Below are 17350 nucleotides of genomic sequence, written 5' to 3'. Positions count from 1 at the left end.
CGAGCCTGCTCGCGAAGGGGCTGTGTCAGACAACATCAATCTTGAATGATCCACCGCTTTCGCGAGCAAGCTCGCTCCCACAGGGGAAAGTGTCAGGTCTCTTCTTCTATATCGAGCAACAAATTCTCCAGCGCCTCACGATACTCGCCCGGCGCCTGCCACATCCCCCGTTGCTGCGCTTCCAGCATCCGCTCGGTCATGTCGCGCAACGCGTGAGGATTATGCTCTCGAACAAAATCCCGGGTCGCCGGATCCAGTAAATAGGCATCGGCCAGCAGTGCGTATTGGTGATCGTCGATCAGCTGCGTGGTGGCGTCGAACGCAAATAAATTGTCGACCGTCGCCGCCAGTTCAAAGGCGCCTTTATAGCCGTGTCGCTTCACGCCGTCGATCCACTTCGGATTAGCCGCCCGGGAACGGATCACCCGGTTCAGCTCCTCCTTCAAGGTACGAATCTTCGGTAGATCCGGCTGACTGTGATCGCCATGGTAACTGGCTGCGATTTTGCCGCTGAGGCTTTCCACGGCGGCGAGCATGCCACCCTGGAACTGGTAATAGTCATTGGAGTCGAGCAAGTCATGCTCGCGGTTGTCCTGGTTTTGCAGCACGGCTTGCACCTGGCTCAGGCGTTGGGCGAACTGGTCTCGGGCGTCGGTGCCTTCATCGGAACCACCATAAGCGTAGCCGCCCCAGGTCAGATACACCTCGGCCAGGTCTTCGCGGCTTTGCCACAGGCGACCGTCGATGGCGCCTTGCACACCCGCGCCATAAGCACCGGGTTTGGCCCCGAAAATACGCCAACCGGCCTGACGCCTGGCCGCGTCTTCATCCAGACCCGATAGCATCAACCCCTCGCGCTCCGCACGCACTTTGGCGGCCAACGGGTTCACATCATCCGGCTCATCCAATGCGGCCACCGCTTGCACGGCGGCATCGAACAGGCGGATCAGATTGGCAAAGGCATCACGAAAGAACCCGGAGACGCGCAGGGTCACGTCCACGCGCGGACGGTCCAGCAGGCTCAACGGCAAGATCTCGAAATCGTCGACGCGCTGACTGCCAGTGGCCCAGACCGGGCGCACGCCCATCAGCGCCATGGCCTGGGCGATGTCATCGCCGCCCGTGCGCATGGTCGCGGTGCCCCAGACCGACAGGCCGAGCTGACGCAAGTGATCGCCATGGTCCTGCAAGTGTCGCTCAAGAATCAGGTTCGCTGACTGGAAACCGATGCGCCATGCGGTAGTGGTCGGCAGGTTGCGCACGTCCACCGAGTAGAAATTGCGCCCGGTGGGCAGCACGTCCAGTCGACCCCGACTGGGAGCACCGCTCGGGCCGGCCGGGACGAAACGCCCGCTCAGGGCGTCCAGCAAGCCGCGCATTTCTGCCGGGCCGCAGGCGTCGAGGCGTGGAGCGACCACTTCGCGCAGGTGGTCGAGGATGTCGCTAACATCAGTCCACACAAAATCCTGTGGGAGCGAGCTTGCTCGCGAAAGCGGAGTGTCAGTCGATATTAATCTGGCTGACACACCATCGCGAGCAAGCTCGCTCCTACAGGGATCATTCACCGTCTGGGAGATCAGTTGAGCGGCGAACAGTTCCAGGCGTTCGCGGGTGTCGCCCGCCGTGCGCCAGAGCTCGTCGTTCATCGACAACAAAGCATCCGGGCGAGGTCCGGTCCAGGGTTCGGCCAATGCACAATCCAGCGGATCGAAGCCCAATTCGAACGCCTTGGCCAACGCCCGCAACAAACTCGACTGCGCACCACGGCCATCGCCACGGGGAATACGCAGCACTGCCAGCAATGTGTCTATGCGCAAACGCCCGGTCGGCGATTCGCCGAAGATGTGCAGGCCATCGCGGATCTGCGACTCTTTCAAGTCACATAAGTAGGTGTCCAGACGCGGCAACCAGATCGCTGCATCGGCATCGCTGTCGAGCTTTTCGTCCAGCTGCAGTTCGCGGTCGATGTGCGTATCGCGCACCAGCTGCAGGATGTCGCGCTGCAACTCGCGGGCACGGCGCGGATCGAGCAGTTGCGCTTCGTAATATTCATCGGCCAGCAGTTCGAGGTTACGCAGCGGCCCGTAGGTTTCGGCGCGGGTCAGTGGCGGCATCAGGTGATCGATGATCACCGCCTGAGTGCGACGCTTGGCCTGGGCGCCCTCACCCGGGTCGTTGACGATAAACGGATAGATGTTCGGCAGCGGCCCGAGCAGCGCGTCCGGCCAGCAATTTTCCGACAGCCCGACACCTTTGCCCGGCAACCATTCGAGGTTGCCGTGCTTGCCAACGTGAATCACGCCGTGGGCACCGTAGGTGTCACGCAGCCAGAAGTAGAACGCCAGATACCCGTGGGGCGGCACCAGGTCCGGGTCGTGATAGACCGCACTCGGATCAACCTGATAACCGCGCGCCGGTTGAATGCCGACGAACGTCAGGCCAAAGCGCAGACCAGCAATCATCATCCGTCCGCCGCGGAACATCGGATCGTTTTGCGGCGTGCCCCAGCGTTCGAGCACGGCTTGGCGATTGGCCTCGGGCAAGGCGTTGAACATTCGGCTGTAATCGTCCAGCGCAAGGCTTTGCTGGCAGGGACGCTGATCAAGGGTGTCGAGGTCGTTGCTGACGCCACCGAGCAATTGCTGGATCAGCGCGGTACCGCTGTCGGGCAACTCGGCTGGTAGCGGATAACCTTCTTGATAAAGCGCCTGCAAGATATTCAGCGCCGCGGCGGGTGTGTCGAGGCCAACGCCATTGCCGATGCGCCCGTCACGGGTCGGGTAATTGGCGAGGATCAGCGCAATGCGCTTTTCGCCGTTCGGTACGCGCGCCAGGTCGATCCAGCGCCGCGCCAGTTCAGCGACAAAATCCATGCGTTCCGGTTGCGCCCGGTAGCACACCACGTCCGACTGGCTGCGCTCGCTGCGCCAGGCCAGGTCCTTGAAGCTGATCGGCCGGCTGATGATCCGCCCATCCAGTTCCGGCAGTGCGATGTGCATCGCCAGGTCTCGTGGACCGAGGCCTTGTTCGCTGGCGCGCCAACCGGGTTCGTTGTCCTGGGCACAGATCGCCTGAATCACCGGGATATTGCGGCGAAACGGCCGCAAGTGCGGCGCTTCGGGGCTGGACTGGGCGAAGCCGGTGGTATTGAGAATCACCGAGGCGCAGGCTTCATCCAACAGGTCCTCGACCACCGTCAGGCAGCCGGGTTCTTTCAAACTGGCCACCGCAATGGGCAACGGGTTTAACCCCGCTGCCTGCAAGCGCTGGCAGAAAATATCGATGAAACCGGTGTTTGCCGCCTGCAAGTGCGAGCGATAAAACAGCACCGCCGCCACCGGCTGTCCGGCCTGCCAGTCGGCTTGCCAATCGCTCAGTTCAGCGGGGCTTTTGTGCGGGTGGTAGATCGCGGTGCGCGGCAGGGTTTGCGGCTCGGCCCAGCTATAGTCGCGACCCAGCCAACGATTGGCCACGCAGCGGAAAAAATCCAGGGCATTGCTCATGCCGCCCTGACGCAAAAACTGCCAGAGCCGGTCCCGATCGCTGGCAGCCACGGTGCTCAGGTCACTGAGTTCAGGGTCGGGGCGGTCATCCCCCGGCACCAGAATCAACTGCACGCCACGCTGGGACAATTCCACCAGCCGCTCGACGCCGTAACGCCAATAAGCGATGCCGCCATGCAAAGAGATCAGAATCACCTTGGCGTGGCGCAGCACTTCGTCGACATACAGGTCGACCGACGCATGATTTTGCACCTGCATCGGATTTGCCAGGCGCACGCTCGGGTAATCGTCGGGCAATTGCTGCGCGGCTTCGGCGAGCAGCGCGAGGCTGGAATCGCCGCTGCACAGGATCACCAGCTCGGCGGGGGTTTGTCCAAGGTCGGCAATGTTGTCATCCGACACGAAACCGCCGGGCTGGGTCCTGAGCAGGTGCATGGCTTAAACGCTGAGCGCAGCGCGCAGTTGCGCTTCGAGTTGAGCGGCGTCCAGCTCCTGGCCGATCAGTACCAGACGCGTGGTGCGCGCTTCTTCAGCGCCCCACTGACGGTCGAAATGCTTGTCGAAACGCGTGCCCACGCCCTGGATCAGCAGGCGCATCGGTTTGTTCGGAACGGCGGCGAAGCCTTTGACCCGCAGGATGCCGTGCTTGACCACCAGCTGGGTCAGCGCGTCCATCAACAGGCTTTCGTCGGCTTGCGGCAGTTCAATCGAAATGGAATCGAAGGCGTCGTGGTCGTGATCGTCCTCGCCTTCATGGTGATGGTCGTGGTGGCTGTGACGGCTGTCGATGTGTTCTTCGGAGCCGGCACCAAGGCCGATCAACACGTCCAGTGGTACGCGACCGCTGCTGGCTTCGATGACTTTCACCGCGGGCGGCAGTTCTTCGGCGACTTCCAGGCGCACGCGAGCCAGGTCTGCAGGGCTGATCAGGTCGGCCTTGTTGAGAATCACCAGGTCGGCGCTCGCCAGTTGGTCGGCAAACAGTTCGTGCAGTGGCGATTCGTGGTCCAGGTTCGGATCGAGTTTGCGCTGGGCGTCGACCTGGTCCGGGAATGCAGCGAAAGTGCCCGCCGCCACGGCCGGGCTATCGACGACGGTGATGACCGCGTCAACGGTGCAGGCGCTGCGGATTTCCGGCCACTGGAAGGCTTGAACCAGTGGCTTTGGCAGGGCCAGGCCCGAGGTTTCGATGAGGATGTGGTCGAGATCGCCGCGACGGGCAACCAGTTCGCGCATCACCGGGAAGAATTCTTCCTGGACGGTGCAGCACAGGCAGCCGTTGGCCAATTCGTAGACGCGGCCATTGGCTTCTTCTTCGGTGCAACCAATCGCGCATTGCTTGAGGATTTCGCCGTCGATGCCCAACTCGCCAAACTCATTGACGATCACCGCGATACGGCGGCCCTGAGCGTTGTCGAGCATGTGCCGCAGCAAGGTGGTTTTGCCCGAGCCGAGGAAGCCGGTAACGATGGTGACGGGGAGTTTGGCCAGTGTTTTCATCGGATGCCCTTTGGCAAGGTGGCGGGCAAACGGGACGACGACCGGCAACGCGGACGCGCGTGCCTGAAGAGTTCGCCATCGGATCACCCCGCCCGGTTGTAGTGAGAATCTGTATCGAGGCAGGTCTCCTGGCTGACGGTGCGCCGGGCCGTTGGCCTGGCATTCACTGCGCCTTCCCGCGAACCCGTTGGACTGGGTTTGCAGTGGCGTGGCAGCGAACATCACCGTTCACAGTTGCGGGGGCAGCCGCGGCATTGACCGCGTTCCCTTCTTAGCTTCGGCAACCGCCGAAGAACCTCGAAAGCGCAAGGCTACGCATGGTGTGGGGGCGGGTCAATGTCTTGTAGCGCCTGCACCGGCCCCTTCGCGAGCAGGCTCGCTCCCACAGGTGATCGCATTCCCCTGCGGGAGCGAGCCTGCTCGCGAAGAACTCACCTCGGTCCCGAGTTGAGAACCTTTGCCAATTGACGCCCATCCCCCACCCATGCTCTCCTACGCACCTTGTTACGGGTGCCCTTCACAGGGTGAAACGGGAAACCGGTGAATCATGTGCTTTACTCTAAAGCCATGTCAGTCCGGTGCTGCCCCCGCAACGGTAAGCGAGTGAAGAATCAAATCCACTGTGCCAGCAGTTCGGCATGGGAAGGTGATTCTTGCAGGTTTCGGCTGACGCCAAAGCCCCTCGCGAGCCCGGAGACCGGCCCGCAACACAAAGTGACGATTACGTTCACTGAATAACAAACCCGCGGTGGGCGGGCGCTGTTTGAACGTCTGCGTGCCCGACTCGCAGGGGTTTTCCATGCGCTCTATCCACCTGCCGACAGACCAGAGGGAAGCGCCATGTCGACCATCACCAGCACCAACCACAGCACCGCCAGCACCACCACAACCCTGAGCCAACGCCTGATCGCCGCCGTGTGTGCGTCGATTCTTGGCGCTAGCCTTGTGTACTTCGCCGGTTTCTCGCACATTGCTGCGGTGCACAACGCTGCGCACGATACCCGTCACAGCTCCGCTTTCCCGTGCCATTGAGACCTGCTGACATGATCAAGCGTATTGCGCAAACCGCAGGTTTTACCGGGCTGCTGGCCGCCCTGCTACTGACCTTGCTGCAAAGCTTTTGGGTGGCTCCGCTGATTCTTCAGGCGGAAACCTATGAGAAAGCCGCGCCAGCCGTTGAAGTTCATGAACACGCCGGTGCCGCCATGGCCGGCCACACCCACGATGCAGAGGCCTGGGAGCCGGAAGACGGCTGGCAGCGTGTGCTGTCGACCACGGGCGGCAACCTGGTGGTTGCCGTCGGTTTTGCCCTGATGCTCGCCGGTCTTTACACCCTGCGTGCACCGACCAAAACCTCTCAGGGTCTGCTCTGGGGCCTGGCCGGTTATGCGACCTTCGTTCTGGCACCCACACTGGGTCTGCCGCCTGAACTGCCAGGCACGGTCGCTGCCGATCTGGCGCAACGGCAGATCTGGTGGATTGGCACCGCCGCTTCCACCGCTGTCGGTATCGCGCTGATCGTATTCAGCCGTCATTGGCTGATGAAAGCCCTGGGTGTGGCGATCCTGGCCGTTCCGCACGTGATTGGCGCGCCACAACCGGAAGTGCATTCGATGCTCGCGCCGCAAGCCCTGGAAGCTCAATTCAAAATCGCTTCGCAGCTGACCAACATGGGATTCTGGCTGGCCTTGGGCCTGATCAGCGCCTGGTTGTTCCGCCGCAAAAGCGATGGCCACTACCACGCATGACTGATACCCGCACAGCGCCGACTTTAGTGGTCGGCCTGGGCTGCCAGCGCGGCTGCCCTGTCAGCACGCTGCGGGCGCTACTCGATCAGGCGTTACAGGCTCATCAAATCCAACTTCACGAGATCAAGGCCCTGGCCAGTATCGATCTGAAGCGCGATGAACCTGGCCTGATCGAACTGGCCACACAACTTGGGTTAAAAGTGATGTTTTTCAGCAGCGAACAGTTGGCGGGCTATCAACTGCAACTCAGCCACCATTCACAGATCGCGTTCGAGCGCACTGGCTGCTACGGCGTGGCGGAAAGTACCGCCCTGGCCCTGGCCGAACAACTGGCTCAGGTGCCGGCAAAGCTGCTGATTACGCGACAAAAATATGCCCAGGCAACGTTGGCATTGGCCGGGCCTGCGTAAAATCCTCGATAATCCTCGCCTTCGATCATGAGCAATCTTCATCTGAAGCCTTGCCCTGCCCCTTTTTCTCACAGGAACCGACGATGACCGTCTACTTCATTGGCGCAGGTCCCGGCGACCCGGAGCTGATCACCGTCAAAGGCCAACGGCTGATTCGCAACTGCCCGGTGATCATCTACGCCGGCTCTCTGGTGCCCGCCGCCGTGTTGGAAGGCCACCGTGCCGAACGCGTGGTCAACAGCGCTGAACTGCATTTGCAACAGATCATCGAACTGATCAAGACCGCCCATGACAACGGCCAGGACGTGGCCCGTGTCCACTCCGGCGACCCGAGCCTGTATGGCGCCATTGGCGAGCAGATTCGTTATCTGCGTGAACTCGATATCCCGTTTGAAATCATTCCTGGCGTGACGGCAACGGCTGCCTGCGCGGCGCTATTGGGCGCAGAACTGACACTGCCGGACATCTCGCAAAGCGTGATCCTGACCCGCTACGCCGACAAAACGGCGATGCCGGCCGGTGAAGAACTGGGCAGTCTGGCGCAACACGGGGCGACCATGGCGATTCATCTGGGGGTGAATCATCTGGAGAAGATCCTGGCTGAATTGCTGCCGCATTACGGCGCGGACTGCCCGATTGCGGTGATCCACCGGGCGACGTGGCCGGACCAGGATTGGGTGGTGGGAACGATCGAGGACATTGCCGGAAAGGTTGAAGCCAAGGGATTCCGGCGTACGGCGTTGATATTGGTGGGTCGGGTGTTGGGCAGTGATCACTTCAGCGAATCATCGCTGTATCGCGCGGGGCATGCGCATTTGTATCGTCCATAGACCCCCATCGCGAGCAGGCTCGCTCCCACATTGGAATGCGGTCAACTGTGGGAGCGAGCCTGCTCGCGATGGGGCCAATGAATTTAACCCATAAAAAAACGGCACTCACGGGTGCCGTTTTTTCATTTCGCAGCGAACACCTTAGTAATAGGCGTTTTCTTTCTGCGTATGGTCAGTCACATCACGCACACCCTTGAGCTCGGGAATACGCTCGAGCAACGTGCGCTCGATGCCTTCACGCAGGGTGACATCGGCCTGGCCGCAGCCCTGGCAGCCGCCGCCGAACTTCAGCACGGCAATGCCGTCCTCGACCACATCGATCAGGCTGACCTGACCGCCGTGGCTGGCCAGCCCCGGGTTGATCTCGGTTTGCAGGTAATAGTTGATGCGCTCGTTGACCGGGCTGTCGGCGTTGACCATCGGTACTTTGGCGTTTGGCGCCTTGATGGTCAGTTGGCCGCCCATACGGTCGGTAGCGTAGTCGACGACCGCGTCGTCCAGGAACGCTTCGCTGAACGAGTCGATGTAAGCGGTGAAGCTTTTCAGCCCCAGCGCCGTGTCTTCAGGTTTTTCTTCGCCCGGCTTGCAGTAAGCAATGCAGGTTTCGGCGTACTGGGTGCCAGGCTGGGTGATAAAGACGCGGATGCCAATGCCTGGGGTGTTCTGCTTGGAGAGCAGATCAGCCAGATAATCGTGGGCGGCGTCGGTGATGGTAATAGCGGTCATGGAAACTCCTCGCAGGCTTGAGCGCAGTTTACGCCAATCATCGCCCCGCACAAAGTCCTAGTATTTTTGTCGGGAAAGAGCCAGATGGAAAATCACCGAAAACCCACTGTAGGAGCGAGCCTGCTCGCGATGGAGTGTCAGTCGACATCAATGCTGCTGATACACCATCGCGAGCAGGCTCGCTCCTACAAGGGTAATGCGGCGACACCCGCCCGCGCTCAAAGATTCTCGTAGCGGTTCATGTCCAGCACGCCCTCTTCCACCGGGTTGGTTTCGTGTACGTACTGGCTCAGGTCATGGAAGTAAAACCAGAATTGTGGATGACTGCGGCGAATACCCCAGCGCTCGACGATTTGCTCGAAGCGATTGGCGTCCTTGGCGTTTTCCATCGCCTCCACGAACGCCGGCACCTGGTCGGCCGGGATGTTGAACATAAAGTTTGGATAGCTGCTGAGCACGCCCGGAAAAATGGTCAGTGTGTCGAGCCCCGGCTGATAGCGCAGCGATTCACCCAGCACGAACGCGACGTTGCTGTGCGCGCGGTTGCGCAACAGGCTGTAGACCTCACGCTTGCCACTCGCGGTCTCGATTCGCAACATCGTCGCTTCAGGCAGTTGATCGATGACGCCAAGGCCCGCTGCGGGGCGCGACGTCAGGCGACTCAGGGCCTGTTCGGCACGTTGCAAATCCGGGTCGATGTTCGGACGCGAGCAATACGCGCCGTCGCAGCGGTTGATCGGATCAGGCGTGGCATTGAGTTCACCGTAACGAGCCAGCAATTGCAGGACGAAGTCGCGTTTCGGGTCTTTCTCGTCCAGTTTCAGCGCCGTCGGTTTTTCGTCGTCGATGGCCTCGTAATCGAGCCACATCTTGAATTTCCCGCTGTTCTGGTACCAGTCGTTGAGGTAATGGTCCCGGGAATCGGCCGGCATCAGGCGCAGGAAGTTCTGCTCGGCGCCATTGCGGATCAGGTCGAAGTACAGGCGTGTCTGCGCCTGATGGGAGACATTGCCGAACACGTCGAAGTTGACCACCAACTGATAATACGTGCGCTCCAACAGCGGAAAGTCGAACAGCCACAGGGTCTGCGGCACGTCACCGATCAGCCCCTTGTTCACCGAGGCACTGTCGAAATGCCGGAAAATACTTAGCAAAGCGTTATCGTTGCCCGCCCATAACGTCGACCAACTCGGCGCCGGTGCATCGGCGTAGCTGTCGCGGCGCAGCGCTTCGTACTCGTTACGTCTATCGCGGTAGTCGTGCCACAGGCTCAGGACGCTGCCGACGTCGTCGTTCTGCCCCGGCATTGCCAGCAGCGGCGTGGCCTTGCCACGGTAGTTCGGGTCAGTGATGTAAAGGTCGTGCTCCGGCGCCTGGAACAGTGCCCAGAAGTTGTCACGGATCACGTCCGTGGCGATCTGCCCGCGGCACACCGGGCCACGAATGAACGTGCGCACAAAGTATTCAGCATGAACTGGTATCGCGCCTGGGCCGGGATCGCCTCGAATGTAGCGAACGGATTGGCCCGACGTTCCGGTCCGTAACCCGGTAAGGCGTTGACCTGCCAGTTGCCGTTATAGAAAAGGCTTTTTATCCGCGCCATCTTCGGCGCACTCAGCGGGTAGGTGATGTGGGTTTTCTGCACGATCACCCCTTGCACCGGCCACAAACGGTAATAAACCTGAATGCCCGGATCGTCGTTGGGGCGACGGGTGTTGATCAGGTCGATCGGCTGCCCGGTCGGCGTGCGCGAACGGACCCATTGGAAGAAATGCCCTGGCTCACCCTCCTTGAAGTACATATGGGCGAGGAACCAATGCTCGAACAACCAGCGTCCCACCAGACTTTGCCGCGCACCCGGGGCGTTGAGCAGGTTTTCCCATTGCACCACTTGCAATGCTTCTCTTGCCGAAGGCACCAGACCTTCCTCATCAATTGGCGCACCGGACGCCAGCCAGCGTTGCAGTGTCTGGTACTGCTGATCGGTCAGCCCTGTGACTGCCAACGGCATTCCTTCTTTCGGGTGGGCGCTGGCGTAGCCATCGAACTGCGCGGGCATGGCGCACATGTTTTCCCGATTCAGGCCCAGGACGATCTCTTCCGGCAGCTTGGCATTGGGTTGCAATGGGGTTTTGTGGCCCAGCTCCAGCATCCGCGCCATCAACGCGGCCTGACTGCCCTGGGCGTCAAGCACGGGATAGAAACCTTTTTGCTGCCAGGCATGCTTGCCGAAGGCGTCATAAAACAGCCGGGTCGGCGCCGCGGCGGTGCTGCGCTGGCCGTCGTAGACCGGGATTTTCGTCGCGCCGCGCGCCGCACCTTCGCCACTGCCCAGATTGAGCTGACAGGCGGCGTCATTGCAGGCATGGCAGGCCACGCACTTTTCGGTAAAGATCGGCTGGATGTCGCGGCTGTAGGAAATTGCAGAGGAAATGGCCGGACTTTGCGCAGCGGCACCCCAGCTTAAAAGCAGCATTAAAATGCCGGTGACGACGCGATACCACATGTCCCTGGTCCTGATTCCTGAAAAAACGCGGGGATTCTACCGGTCTGGCACATACGCCAACATGAACGATATTCATGCAAAACCAGGGCATGCTCTAAATCCGCACAGGTTTGCTATCATCCTGCCCCTTCGTCATGGTCTTTCCGAGTAGTCCAAATGTCCGATCGCAGTGTTCGCCTTCAAGCTCTCAAGCACGCCCTCAAAGAGCGCATCCTGATTCTCGATGGCGGCATGGGTACGATGATCCAGAGCTACAAGCTCGAGGAGCAGGATTATCGAGGCAAACGCTTCGCCGACTGGCCTAGCGACGTCAAAGGTAACAACGACCTGTTGGTGCTGACGCGCCCGGACGTGATCGGCTCCATCGAAAAAGCTTACCTGGACGCCGGCGCCGACATTCTGGAGACCAACACCTTCAACGCTACCCAGGTTTCCCTGGCCGACTACGGCATGCAGGGCCTGGCGTATGAGTTAAACGTAGAAGGTGCACGGCTCGCGCGCAAGGTGGCCGACGCCAAGACCCTGGAAACCCCGGACAAACCCCGCTTTGTCGCTGGCGTGATCGGGCCGACCAGCCGCACGTGTTCGCTGTCGCCAGACGTGAATAACCCCGGCTATCGCAACGTGACCTTCGATGAACTGGTGGAAAACTACACCGAGGCCGCCAAAGGCCTGATCGAAGGCGGCGCCGACCTGATCCTGATCGAAACCATTTTCGACACCCTGAACGCCAAAGCCGCGATCTTCGCCGTGCAAGGCGTGTTCGAAGAGTTAGGCATCGAACTGCCGATCATGATTTCCGGCACCATCACCGATGCCTCCGGCCGCACCCTCTCCGGCCAGACCACCGAAGCCTTCTGGAACTCCGTGGCCCACGCCAAACCGATTTCGGTTGGACTGAACTGCGCCCTCGGCGCTCGCGAGTTGCGTCCGTATCTGGAAGAACTGTCGAACAAGGCCGGCACCCACGTCTCCGCGCACCCGAACGCCGGCCTGCCGAACGAATTCGGCGAGTACGACGAGCTGCCGGCGGAAACCGCCAAGGTCATCGAAGAGTTCGCTCAAAGTGGTTTCCTGAATATTGTCGGCGGATGCTGCGGCACCACACCAGGGCACATCGAAGCCATCGCCAAAGCCGTCGCCGGTTACGCGCCGCGTGAAATCCCGGAGATCCCGAAGGCTTGCCGCCTGTCGGGCCTGGAGCCGTTCACCATCGATCGCAGCTCGCTGTTCGTTAACGTCGGCGAGCGGACCAACATTACCGGCTCTGCGAAATTTGCCCGTCTGATCCGTGAAGACAATTACACCGAGGCCCTGGAAGTCGCCCTGCAACAGGTCGAAGCCGGCGCTCAGGTGATCGACATCAACATGGACGAAGGGATGCTCGATTCGAAGAAGGCCATGGTGACCTTCCTCAATCTGATTGCCGGTGAACCGGACATCTCCCGCGTACCGATCATGATCGACTCCTCCAAGTGGGAAGTGATCGAAGCCGGCCTGAAATGCATTCAGGGCAAGGGTATCGTCAACTCGATCAGCATGAAGGAAGGCGTCGAGCAGTTCATTCATCACGCCAAACTGTGCAAGCGCTACGGCGCCGCCGTGGTGGTAATGGCCTTCGACGAAGCCGGCCAGGCCGACACCGAAGCGCGCAAGAAAGAAATCTGCAAACGCTCCTACGACATTCTGGTCAACGAAGTCGGCTTCCCGCCGGAAGACATCATCTTTGACCCGAACATCTTCGCCGTGGCCACCGGCATCGAAGAACACAACAACTACGCCGTGGACTTCATCAACGCGTGCGCCTATATCCGCGACGAGCTGCCGTACGCCCTGACCTCGGGCGGCGTGTCCAACGTGTCGTTCTCGTTCCGTGGCAACAACCCGGTGCGCGAAGCGATTCACTCGGTGTTCCTGCTGTATGCGATCCGTAACGGCCTGACCATGGGTATCGTCAACGCCGGCCAACTGGAGATCTACGACCAGATCCCGGCCGAACTGCGCGACGCGGTCGAAGACGTGGTGCTCAACCGCACGCCGCACGGTACCGATGCCCTCCTTGCCATTGCCGACAAGTACAAGGGCGATGGCAGCGTCAAGGAAGCCGAGACCGAAGAGTGGCGCAACTGGGACGTCAACAAGCGTCTGGAGCATGCGCTGGTCAAAGGCATCACCACCCACATCGTGGAAGACACTGAAGAATCCCGTCAGTCGTTCGCGCGTCCGATCGAAGTGATCGAAGGCCCGCTGATGTCCGGCATGAACATCGTTGGCGACCTGTTCGGCGCCGGCAAAATGTTCTTGCCGCAAGTGGTGAAATCCGCCCGCGTAATGAAGCAGGCGGTGGCCCATTTGATCCCGTTCATCGAACTGGAAAAAGGCGACAAACCGGAAGCCAAGGGCAAGATCCTGATGGCGACGGTAAAAGGCGACGTGCATGACATCGGCAAAAACATCGTCGGCGTGGTGCTCGGCTGTAACGGCTACGACATCGTTGACCTCGGTGTGATGGTGCCGGCCGAGAAAATCCTGCAAGTGGCCAAAGAGCAGAAGTGCGACATCATCGGCCTGTCCGGTTTGATCACGCCGTCGCTGGATGAAATGGTCCACGTGGCCCGCGAGATGCAGCGCCAGGATTTCCACCTGCCGTTGATGATCGGGGGCGCAACCACGTCCAAGGCGCACACGGCGGTGAAGATCGAGCCGAAGTACAGCAACGACGCGGTGATCTACGTGACCGATGCCTCCCGCGCCGTCGGCGTGGCGACGCAGTTGCTGTCCAAGGAATTGAAACCGGCGTTCGTCGAGAAGACGCGCCTGGAGTACATCGAAGTCCGCGAGCGCACCGCCAACCGCAGCGCCCGCACCGAACGCCTGAGCTACCCGGCGGCGATCGCCAAGAAGCCACAGTTCGACTGGAGCACCTACGAGCCGGTCAAACCGACGTTCACCGGTGCCAAAGTGCTGGACAACATTGACCTGAAAGTGCTGGCCGAGTACATCGACTGGACGCCGTTCTTCATTTCCTGGGACCTTGCCGGCAAGTTCCCGCGCATCCTCGAAGATGAAGTGGTCGGTGAAGCCGCTACTGCGCTGTACGCCGACGCTCAGGAAATGCTCGCCAAGCTGATCGACGAGAAGCTGATCAGCGCCCGTGCCGTGTTCGGCTTCTGGCCCGCCAATCAGGTGCGCGACGATGACATTGAAGTCTACGGCGATGACGGCAAGCCCTTGGCCAAGCTGCATCACCTGCGTCAGCAGATCATCAAGACCGACGGCAAACCGAATTTCTCCCTGGCCGACTTCGTTGCACCGAAGGACAGCGAAGTGACCGACTACGTGGGTGGCTTCATCACCACCGCCGGGATCGGCGCCGAAGAAGTGGCCAAGGCCTATCAGGACGCCGGCGACGATTACAACTCGATCATGGTCAAGGCACTCGCCGACCGTCTGGCCGAGGCCTGCGCCGAGTGGCTGCACCAGCAGGTGCGGAAAGACTACTGGGGTTACGCCAAGGACGAGACGCTCGATAACGAAGCATTGATCAAAGAGCAATACACCGGCATCCGCCCTGCCCCGGGTTACCCGGCGTGCCCGGACCACACCGAGAAAGGCACGCTGTTTGCCTTGCTCGACCCTGAAGCCAGCGAAATGCACGCCGGGCGCAGCGGTGTGTTCCTTACCGAGCACTACGCAATGTTCCCGGCGGCAGCAGTCAGCGGCTGGTACTTCGCTCACCCTCAGGCGCAGTACTTTGCCGTGGGCAAGATCGATAAGGATCAGGTGCAGAGCTATACGTCGCGTAAAGGACAGGAGTTGAGCGTGACCGAGCGGTGGCTGGCGCCGAACCTGGGTTACGACAACTAAGTAAGCCTCCTGGCCGCATTACTGTGGTCAACAGCAATCCCTTGTGGGAGCGAGCCTGCTCGCGAAGGCGGACTGACAGTCGACGATGATGTCGACAGTTATGGCCTCTTCGCGAGCAGGCGCGCTCCCACATTTGATTTGTGGCCGGACACACATGCCCGATTCAACCTGATCCCCTGTGGGAGCGAGCCTGCTCGCGAAGGCGGACTGACAGTCGACGATGATGTCGACAGTTATAGCCTCTTCGCGAGCAGGCGCGCTCCCACATTTGATTTGTGGCCGGACACACATGCCCGATTCAACCTGATCCCCTGTGGGAGCGAGCCTGCTCGCGAAGGCGGACTGACAGTCGATATTGATGTTGACTGGCAGGGCCTCTTCGCGAGCAGGCTCGCTCCCACATTTGATTTGTGGCCGGACACACATGCCCGGTTCAACCTGATCCCGCCTGCGGGAGTGAGCCTGCTCGCGATAGCGGACTGACAGTCGATATTGATGTTGACTGGTAGGGCCTCTTCGCGAGCAGGCTCGCTCCCACGGGATTCGCGTGAGTGTCTATGCTTATAGCTCACACATTGGTGACGAGGGATGTATGGACGACCCGGTCGACAACAAGCCACCCAGCTTCTGGCAGATGCTGCAGAGTGTCATGGCGGCGGCGTTCGGCGTGCAAAGCGGAAAGAATCGGGCCCGGGACTTTACACACGGCAAGCCCAGCCATTTCGTGATTTTGGGGATTCTGTTTACGGCGGTGTTCGCCCTGACGCTGTTTGGCGTCGTGAAACTGGTGCTGCACCTGGCCGGGGTTTGACGGCGACTCAGTGCATCAACGTTTGCAGGCTGAACGGGTAGCGATACGACGCGGGTTTGCCCTTGGCCGATAGCTTTTGGAAGTCCACGCCAAAATCCTGCGCCACCCCCATCGCCAGCAACCGCTTCGCTTGCTCGCGATCAATCAACTGCAATAACGGGACCTGCCGGTCCCGGCCGCCGTACTGGCTGACATCCACGCCCTGATCGTAGTCATGCAACTGCACCAGTGCCCAACCACCCAGACTGAAATGCCCGCCCAGCAGCACGCTCAGCCGATGGTCCAGCAACGCCTGCAATGCCGCCGGCGAGGTATTGATCGTGCCAAACAGTGCGTCCTTGCCGGGTACGCCGCCTGTTTCGACAAAGGCCTGCATGACACCAAAGCCCATTTCATCATTGGCCGTCCAGATCAGCGAGGTCTGCGGGTAACGCTTGAACAACAGCTTGGCCTGCTCATAGGCCCGCTGGCGGGTCCAGCCGCCGTATACCAACTGGCGCAGGTGCACTTCGGGGTGCTCGGCCAAGGCCCGCCTCAAGCCCTTCTCACGCAATTGCGCGGACGGTGTGATCTTCAAACCGGAAAAGGCCAGCAGTTCAATGGTCTGACCCGAGGGCACCGGTCCGTGCTGGTGGATCAGCTCCTTGAGCATCAAATAGCCGCCCTCCTCGTCATTGGGCACCAGGCTACCCACCCAATCGGGATATTTGTCAGGCCGTGCACCCAGCAGCTTCATCTGGTCCGGGGTCAGGGCGTTGTTGACGATGAACAGCTTCACACCGCTGCCTTTGGCCAGGCGCAGAATTTCGGGGGCAATATATTGCTCGTTGACGAACACCAGATAATCGGGCCGGTTTGGCCCTTGCAGGGCTGCGCGGGCCTGCTTGACGGTCGTTTCAGGGACCCGGTCGGAATACTGAATGCTCAGCTCCATGCCCAGGTCCTTCGCGGCAGCGTGCATGAACTGGGAGTAGCTGACCCAGAACGCTTCCTTGGTGTTTCCCGGATTCAGGAACAACACCGACGCTGCTTGGGCACAAGGTCCCACGACCATACCCAGCGCCAGTAATACACCATAGAAAAACTTCAACATTGATCGCCCGAGCCCCCGCAAATTCGCCGCGCATTATAGCCAGCGAAGTGTGGAAAATCGGCGTTTATTCCGGTTTTTGTCCGACAATCGTCGGCACCGGGCCCGGGCGCGGGTCGGTTATTGATGGCTGACCCAGAATACCGCTGTCCCCACGACCAGAATGATCAGAAACAGAATTGCCCAAGCATCGACTGTGCTATCGGGTTTTGTTGCTTTAGAAGGGTTGCTCATTGCATCGCCTCTTGTCGGTTTTTTCGGTGATTGCATAAAGACTCGACCACAGTTAAGACGATGATTGCCCGCACCACAAATACGGGTTTAGCACTAATGGTTCGCGTTAGTCGTTTTGGTTCTTT

General features: G+C 60.4%; 10 protein-coding genes, 1 pseudogene and 2 riboswitches. Of the genes and pseudogenes, 6 read left to right on the top strand and 5 right to left on the bottom strand.

Features of this window, described 5'->3' with window-relative positions:
* Positions 1 to 92: 92 nt before the first annotated feature.
* Positions 93 to 3938 (bottom strand): cobaltochelatase subunit CobN, encoded by a 3846-nt coding sequence (cobN, locus tag AC1MDT_RS05290; RefSeq protein ID WP_480421029.1) that lies wholly within the window; start codon positions 3936 to 3938, stop codon positions 93 to 95.
* A 3-nt stretch (positions 3939 to 3941) separates the two neighbouring features.
* Positions 3942 to 5003, bottom strand: a complete 1062-nt coding sequence (gene cobW, locus AC1MDT_RS05285; protein WP_480421028.1) for a cobalamin biosynthesis protein CobW — start codon at positions 5001 to 5003, stop codon at positions 3942 to 3944.
* A 101-nt stretch (positions 5004 to 5104) separates the two neighbouring features.
* A riboswitch (cobalamin riboswitch) is annotated at positions 5105 to 5318 on the bottom strand.
* A gap of 176 nt (positions 5319 to 5494) precedes the next feature.
* Positions 5495 to 5723: riboswitch (cobalamin riboswitch) on the top strand.
* A gap of 120 nt (positions 5724 to 5843) precedes the next feature.
* On the opposite strand from cobW, the gene AC1MDT_RS05280 reads away from it, so the two are divergent.
* From AC1MDT_RS05280 to cobM, 4 genes are all read left to right on the top strand, one after another.
* The gene (locus AC1MDT_RS05280) at positions 5844 to 6035 is read left to right on the top strand and encodes a CbtB domain-containing protein (protein WP_480421027.1); all 192 of its coding nucleotides are present in this window, start codon (positions 5844 to 5846) and stop codon (positions 6033 to 6035) included.
* An 11-nt stretch (positions 6036 to 6046) separates the two neighbouring features.
* Entirely contained in the window at positions 6047 to 6751 is a 705-nt protein-coding gene (locus tag AC1MDT_RS05275) for a CbtA family protein (RefSeq protein ID WP_480421026.1), read from the top strand.
* Complete coding sequence (locus tag AC1MDT_RS05270; protein WP_480421025.1) at positions 6748 to 7161, top strand: cobalamin biosynthesis protein; 414 nt, start codon at positions 6748 to 6750, stop codon at positions 7159 to 7161. Before AC1MDT_RS05275 ends, AC1MDT_RS05270 begins: the two co-directional genes overlap by 4 nt.
* Before the next feature lie 83 nt (positions 7162 to 7244).
* On the top strand, positions 7245 to 7991 hold the full coding sequence (cobM, locus tag AC1MDT_RS05265) for a precorrin-4 C(11)-methyltransferase (RefSeq protein ID WP_480421024.1): 747 nt from the start codon (positions 7245 to 7247) through the stop codon (positions 7989 to 7991).
* 141 nt (positions 7992 to 8132) lie between these two features.
* Here the strand turns inward: cobM and nfuA are convergent, their stop codons facing one another.
* Together nfuA and AC1MDT_RS05255 are read right to left on the bottom strand one after the other, a co-directional pair.
* Positions 8133 to 8717: a Fe-S biogenesis protein NfuA gene (gene nfuA / locus AC1MDT_RS05260; protein WP_007898222.1), complete on the bottom strand. Its 585-nt coding sequence runs from the start codon at positions 8715 to 8717 to the stop codon at positions 8133 to 8135.
* Positions 8718 to 8935: 218 nt separating this feature from the next.
* A pseudogene (locus AC1MDT_RS05255) lies at positions 8936 to 11223 on the bottom strand (fatty acid cis/trans isomerase).
* 156 nt (positions 11224 to 11379) lie between these two features.
* Between AC1MDT_RS05255 and metH the strand changes: the two are divergent.
* Both metH and AC1MDT_RS05245 read left to right on the top strand, forming a co-directional pair.
* A complete protein-coding gene (metH, locus tag AC1MDT_RS05250) occupies positions 11380 to 15090 on the top strand; it encodes a methionine synthase (protein WP_480421023.1) in 3711 nt (1236 codons plus the stop codon).
* Between the two features lie 592 nt (positions 15091 to 15682).
* A complete protein-coding gene (locus tag AC1MDT_RS05245; RefSeq protein ID WP_480421022.1) occupies positions 15683 to 15901 on the top strand; it encodes a DUF2970 domain-containing protein in 219 nt (72 codons plus the stop codon).
* 7 nt (positions 15902 to 15908) lie between these two features.
* Here AC1MDT_RS05245 and AC1MDT_RS05240 read toward each other — a convergent pair whose 3' ends face one another.
* The gene (locus AC1MDT_RS05240) at positions 15909 to 16994 is read right to left on the bottom strand and encodes an ABC transporter substrate-binding protein (protein ID WP_480421021.1); all 1086 of its coding nucleotides are present in this window, start codon (positions 16992 to 16994) and stop codon (positions 15909 to 15911) included.
* Between the last annotated feature and the right edge of the window lie 356 nt (positions 16995 to 17350).

The organism is Pseudomonas sp. ASL7 (assembly GCF_056680375.1).
This window is presented reverse-complemented; position numbering and strand designations above follow the sequence as displayed.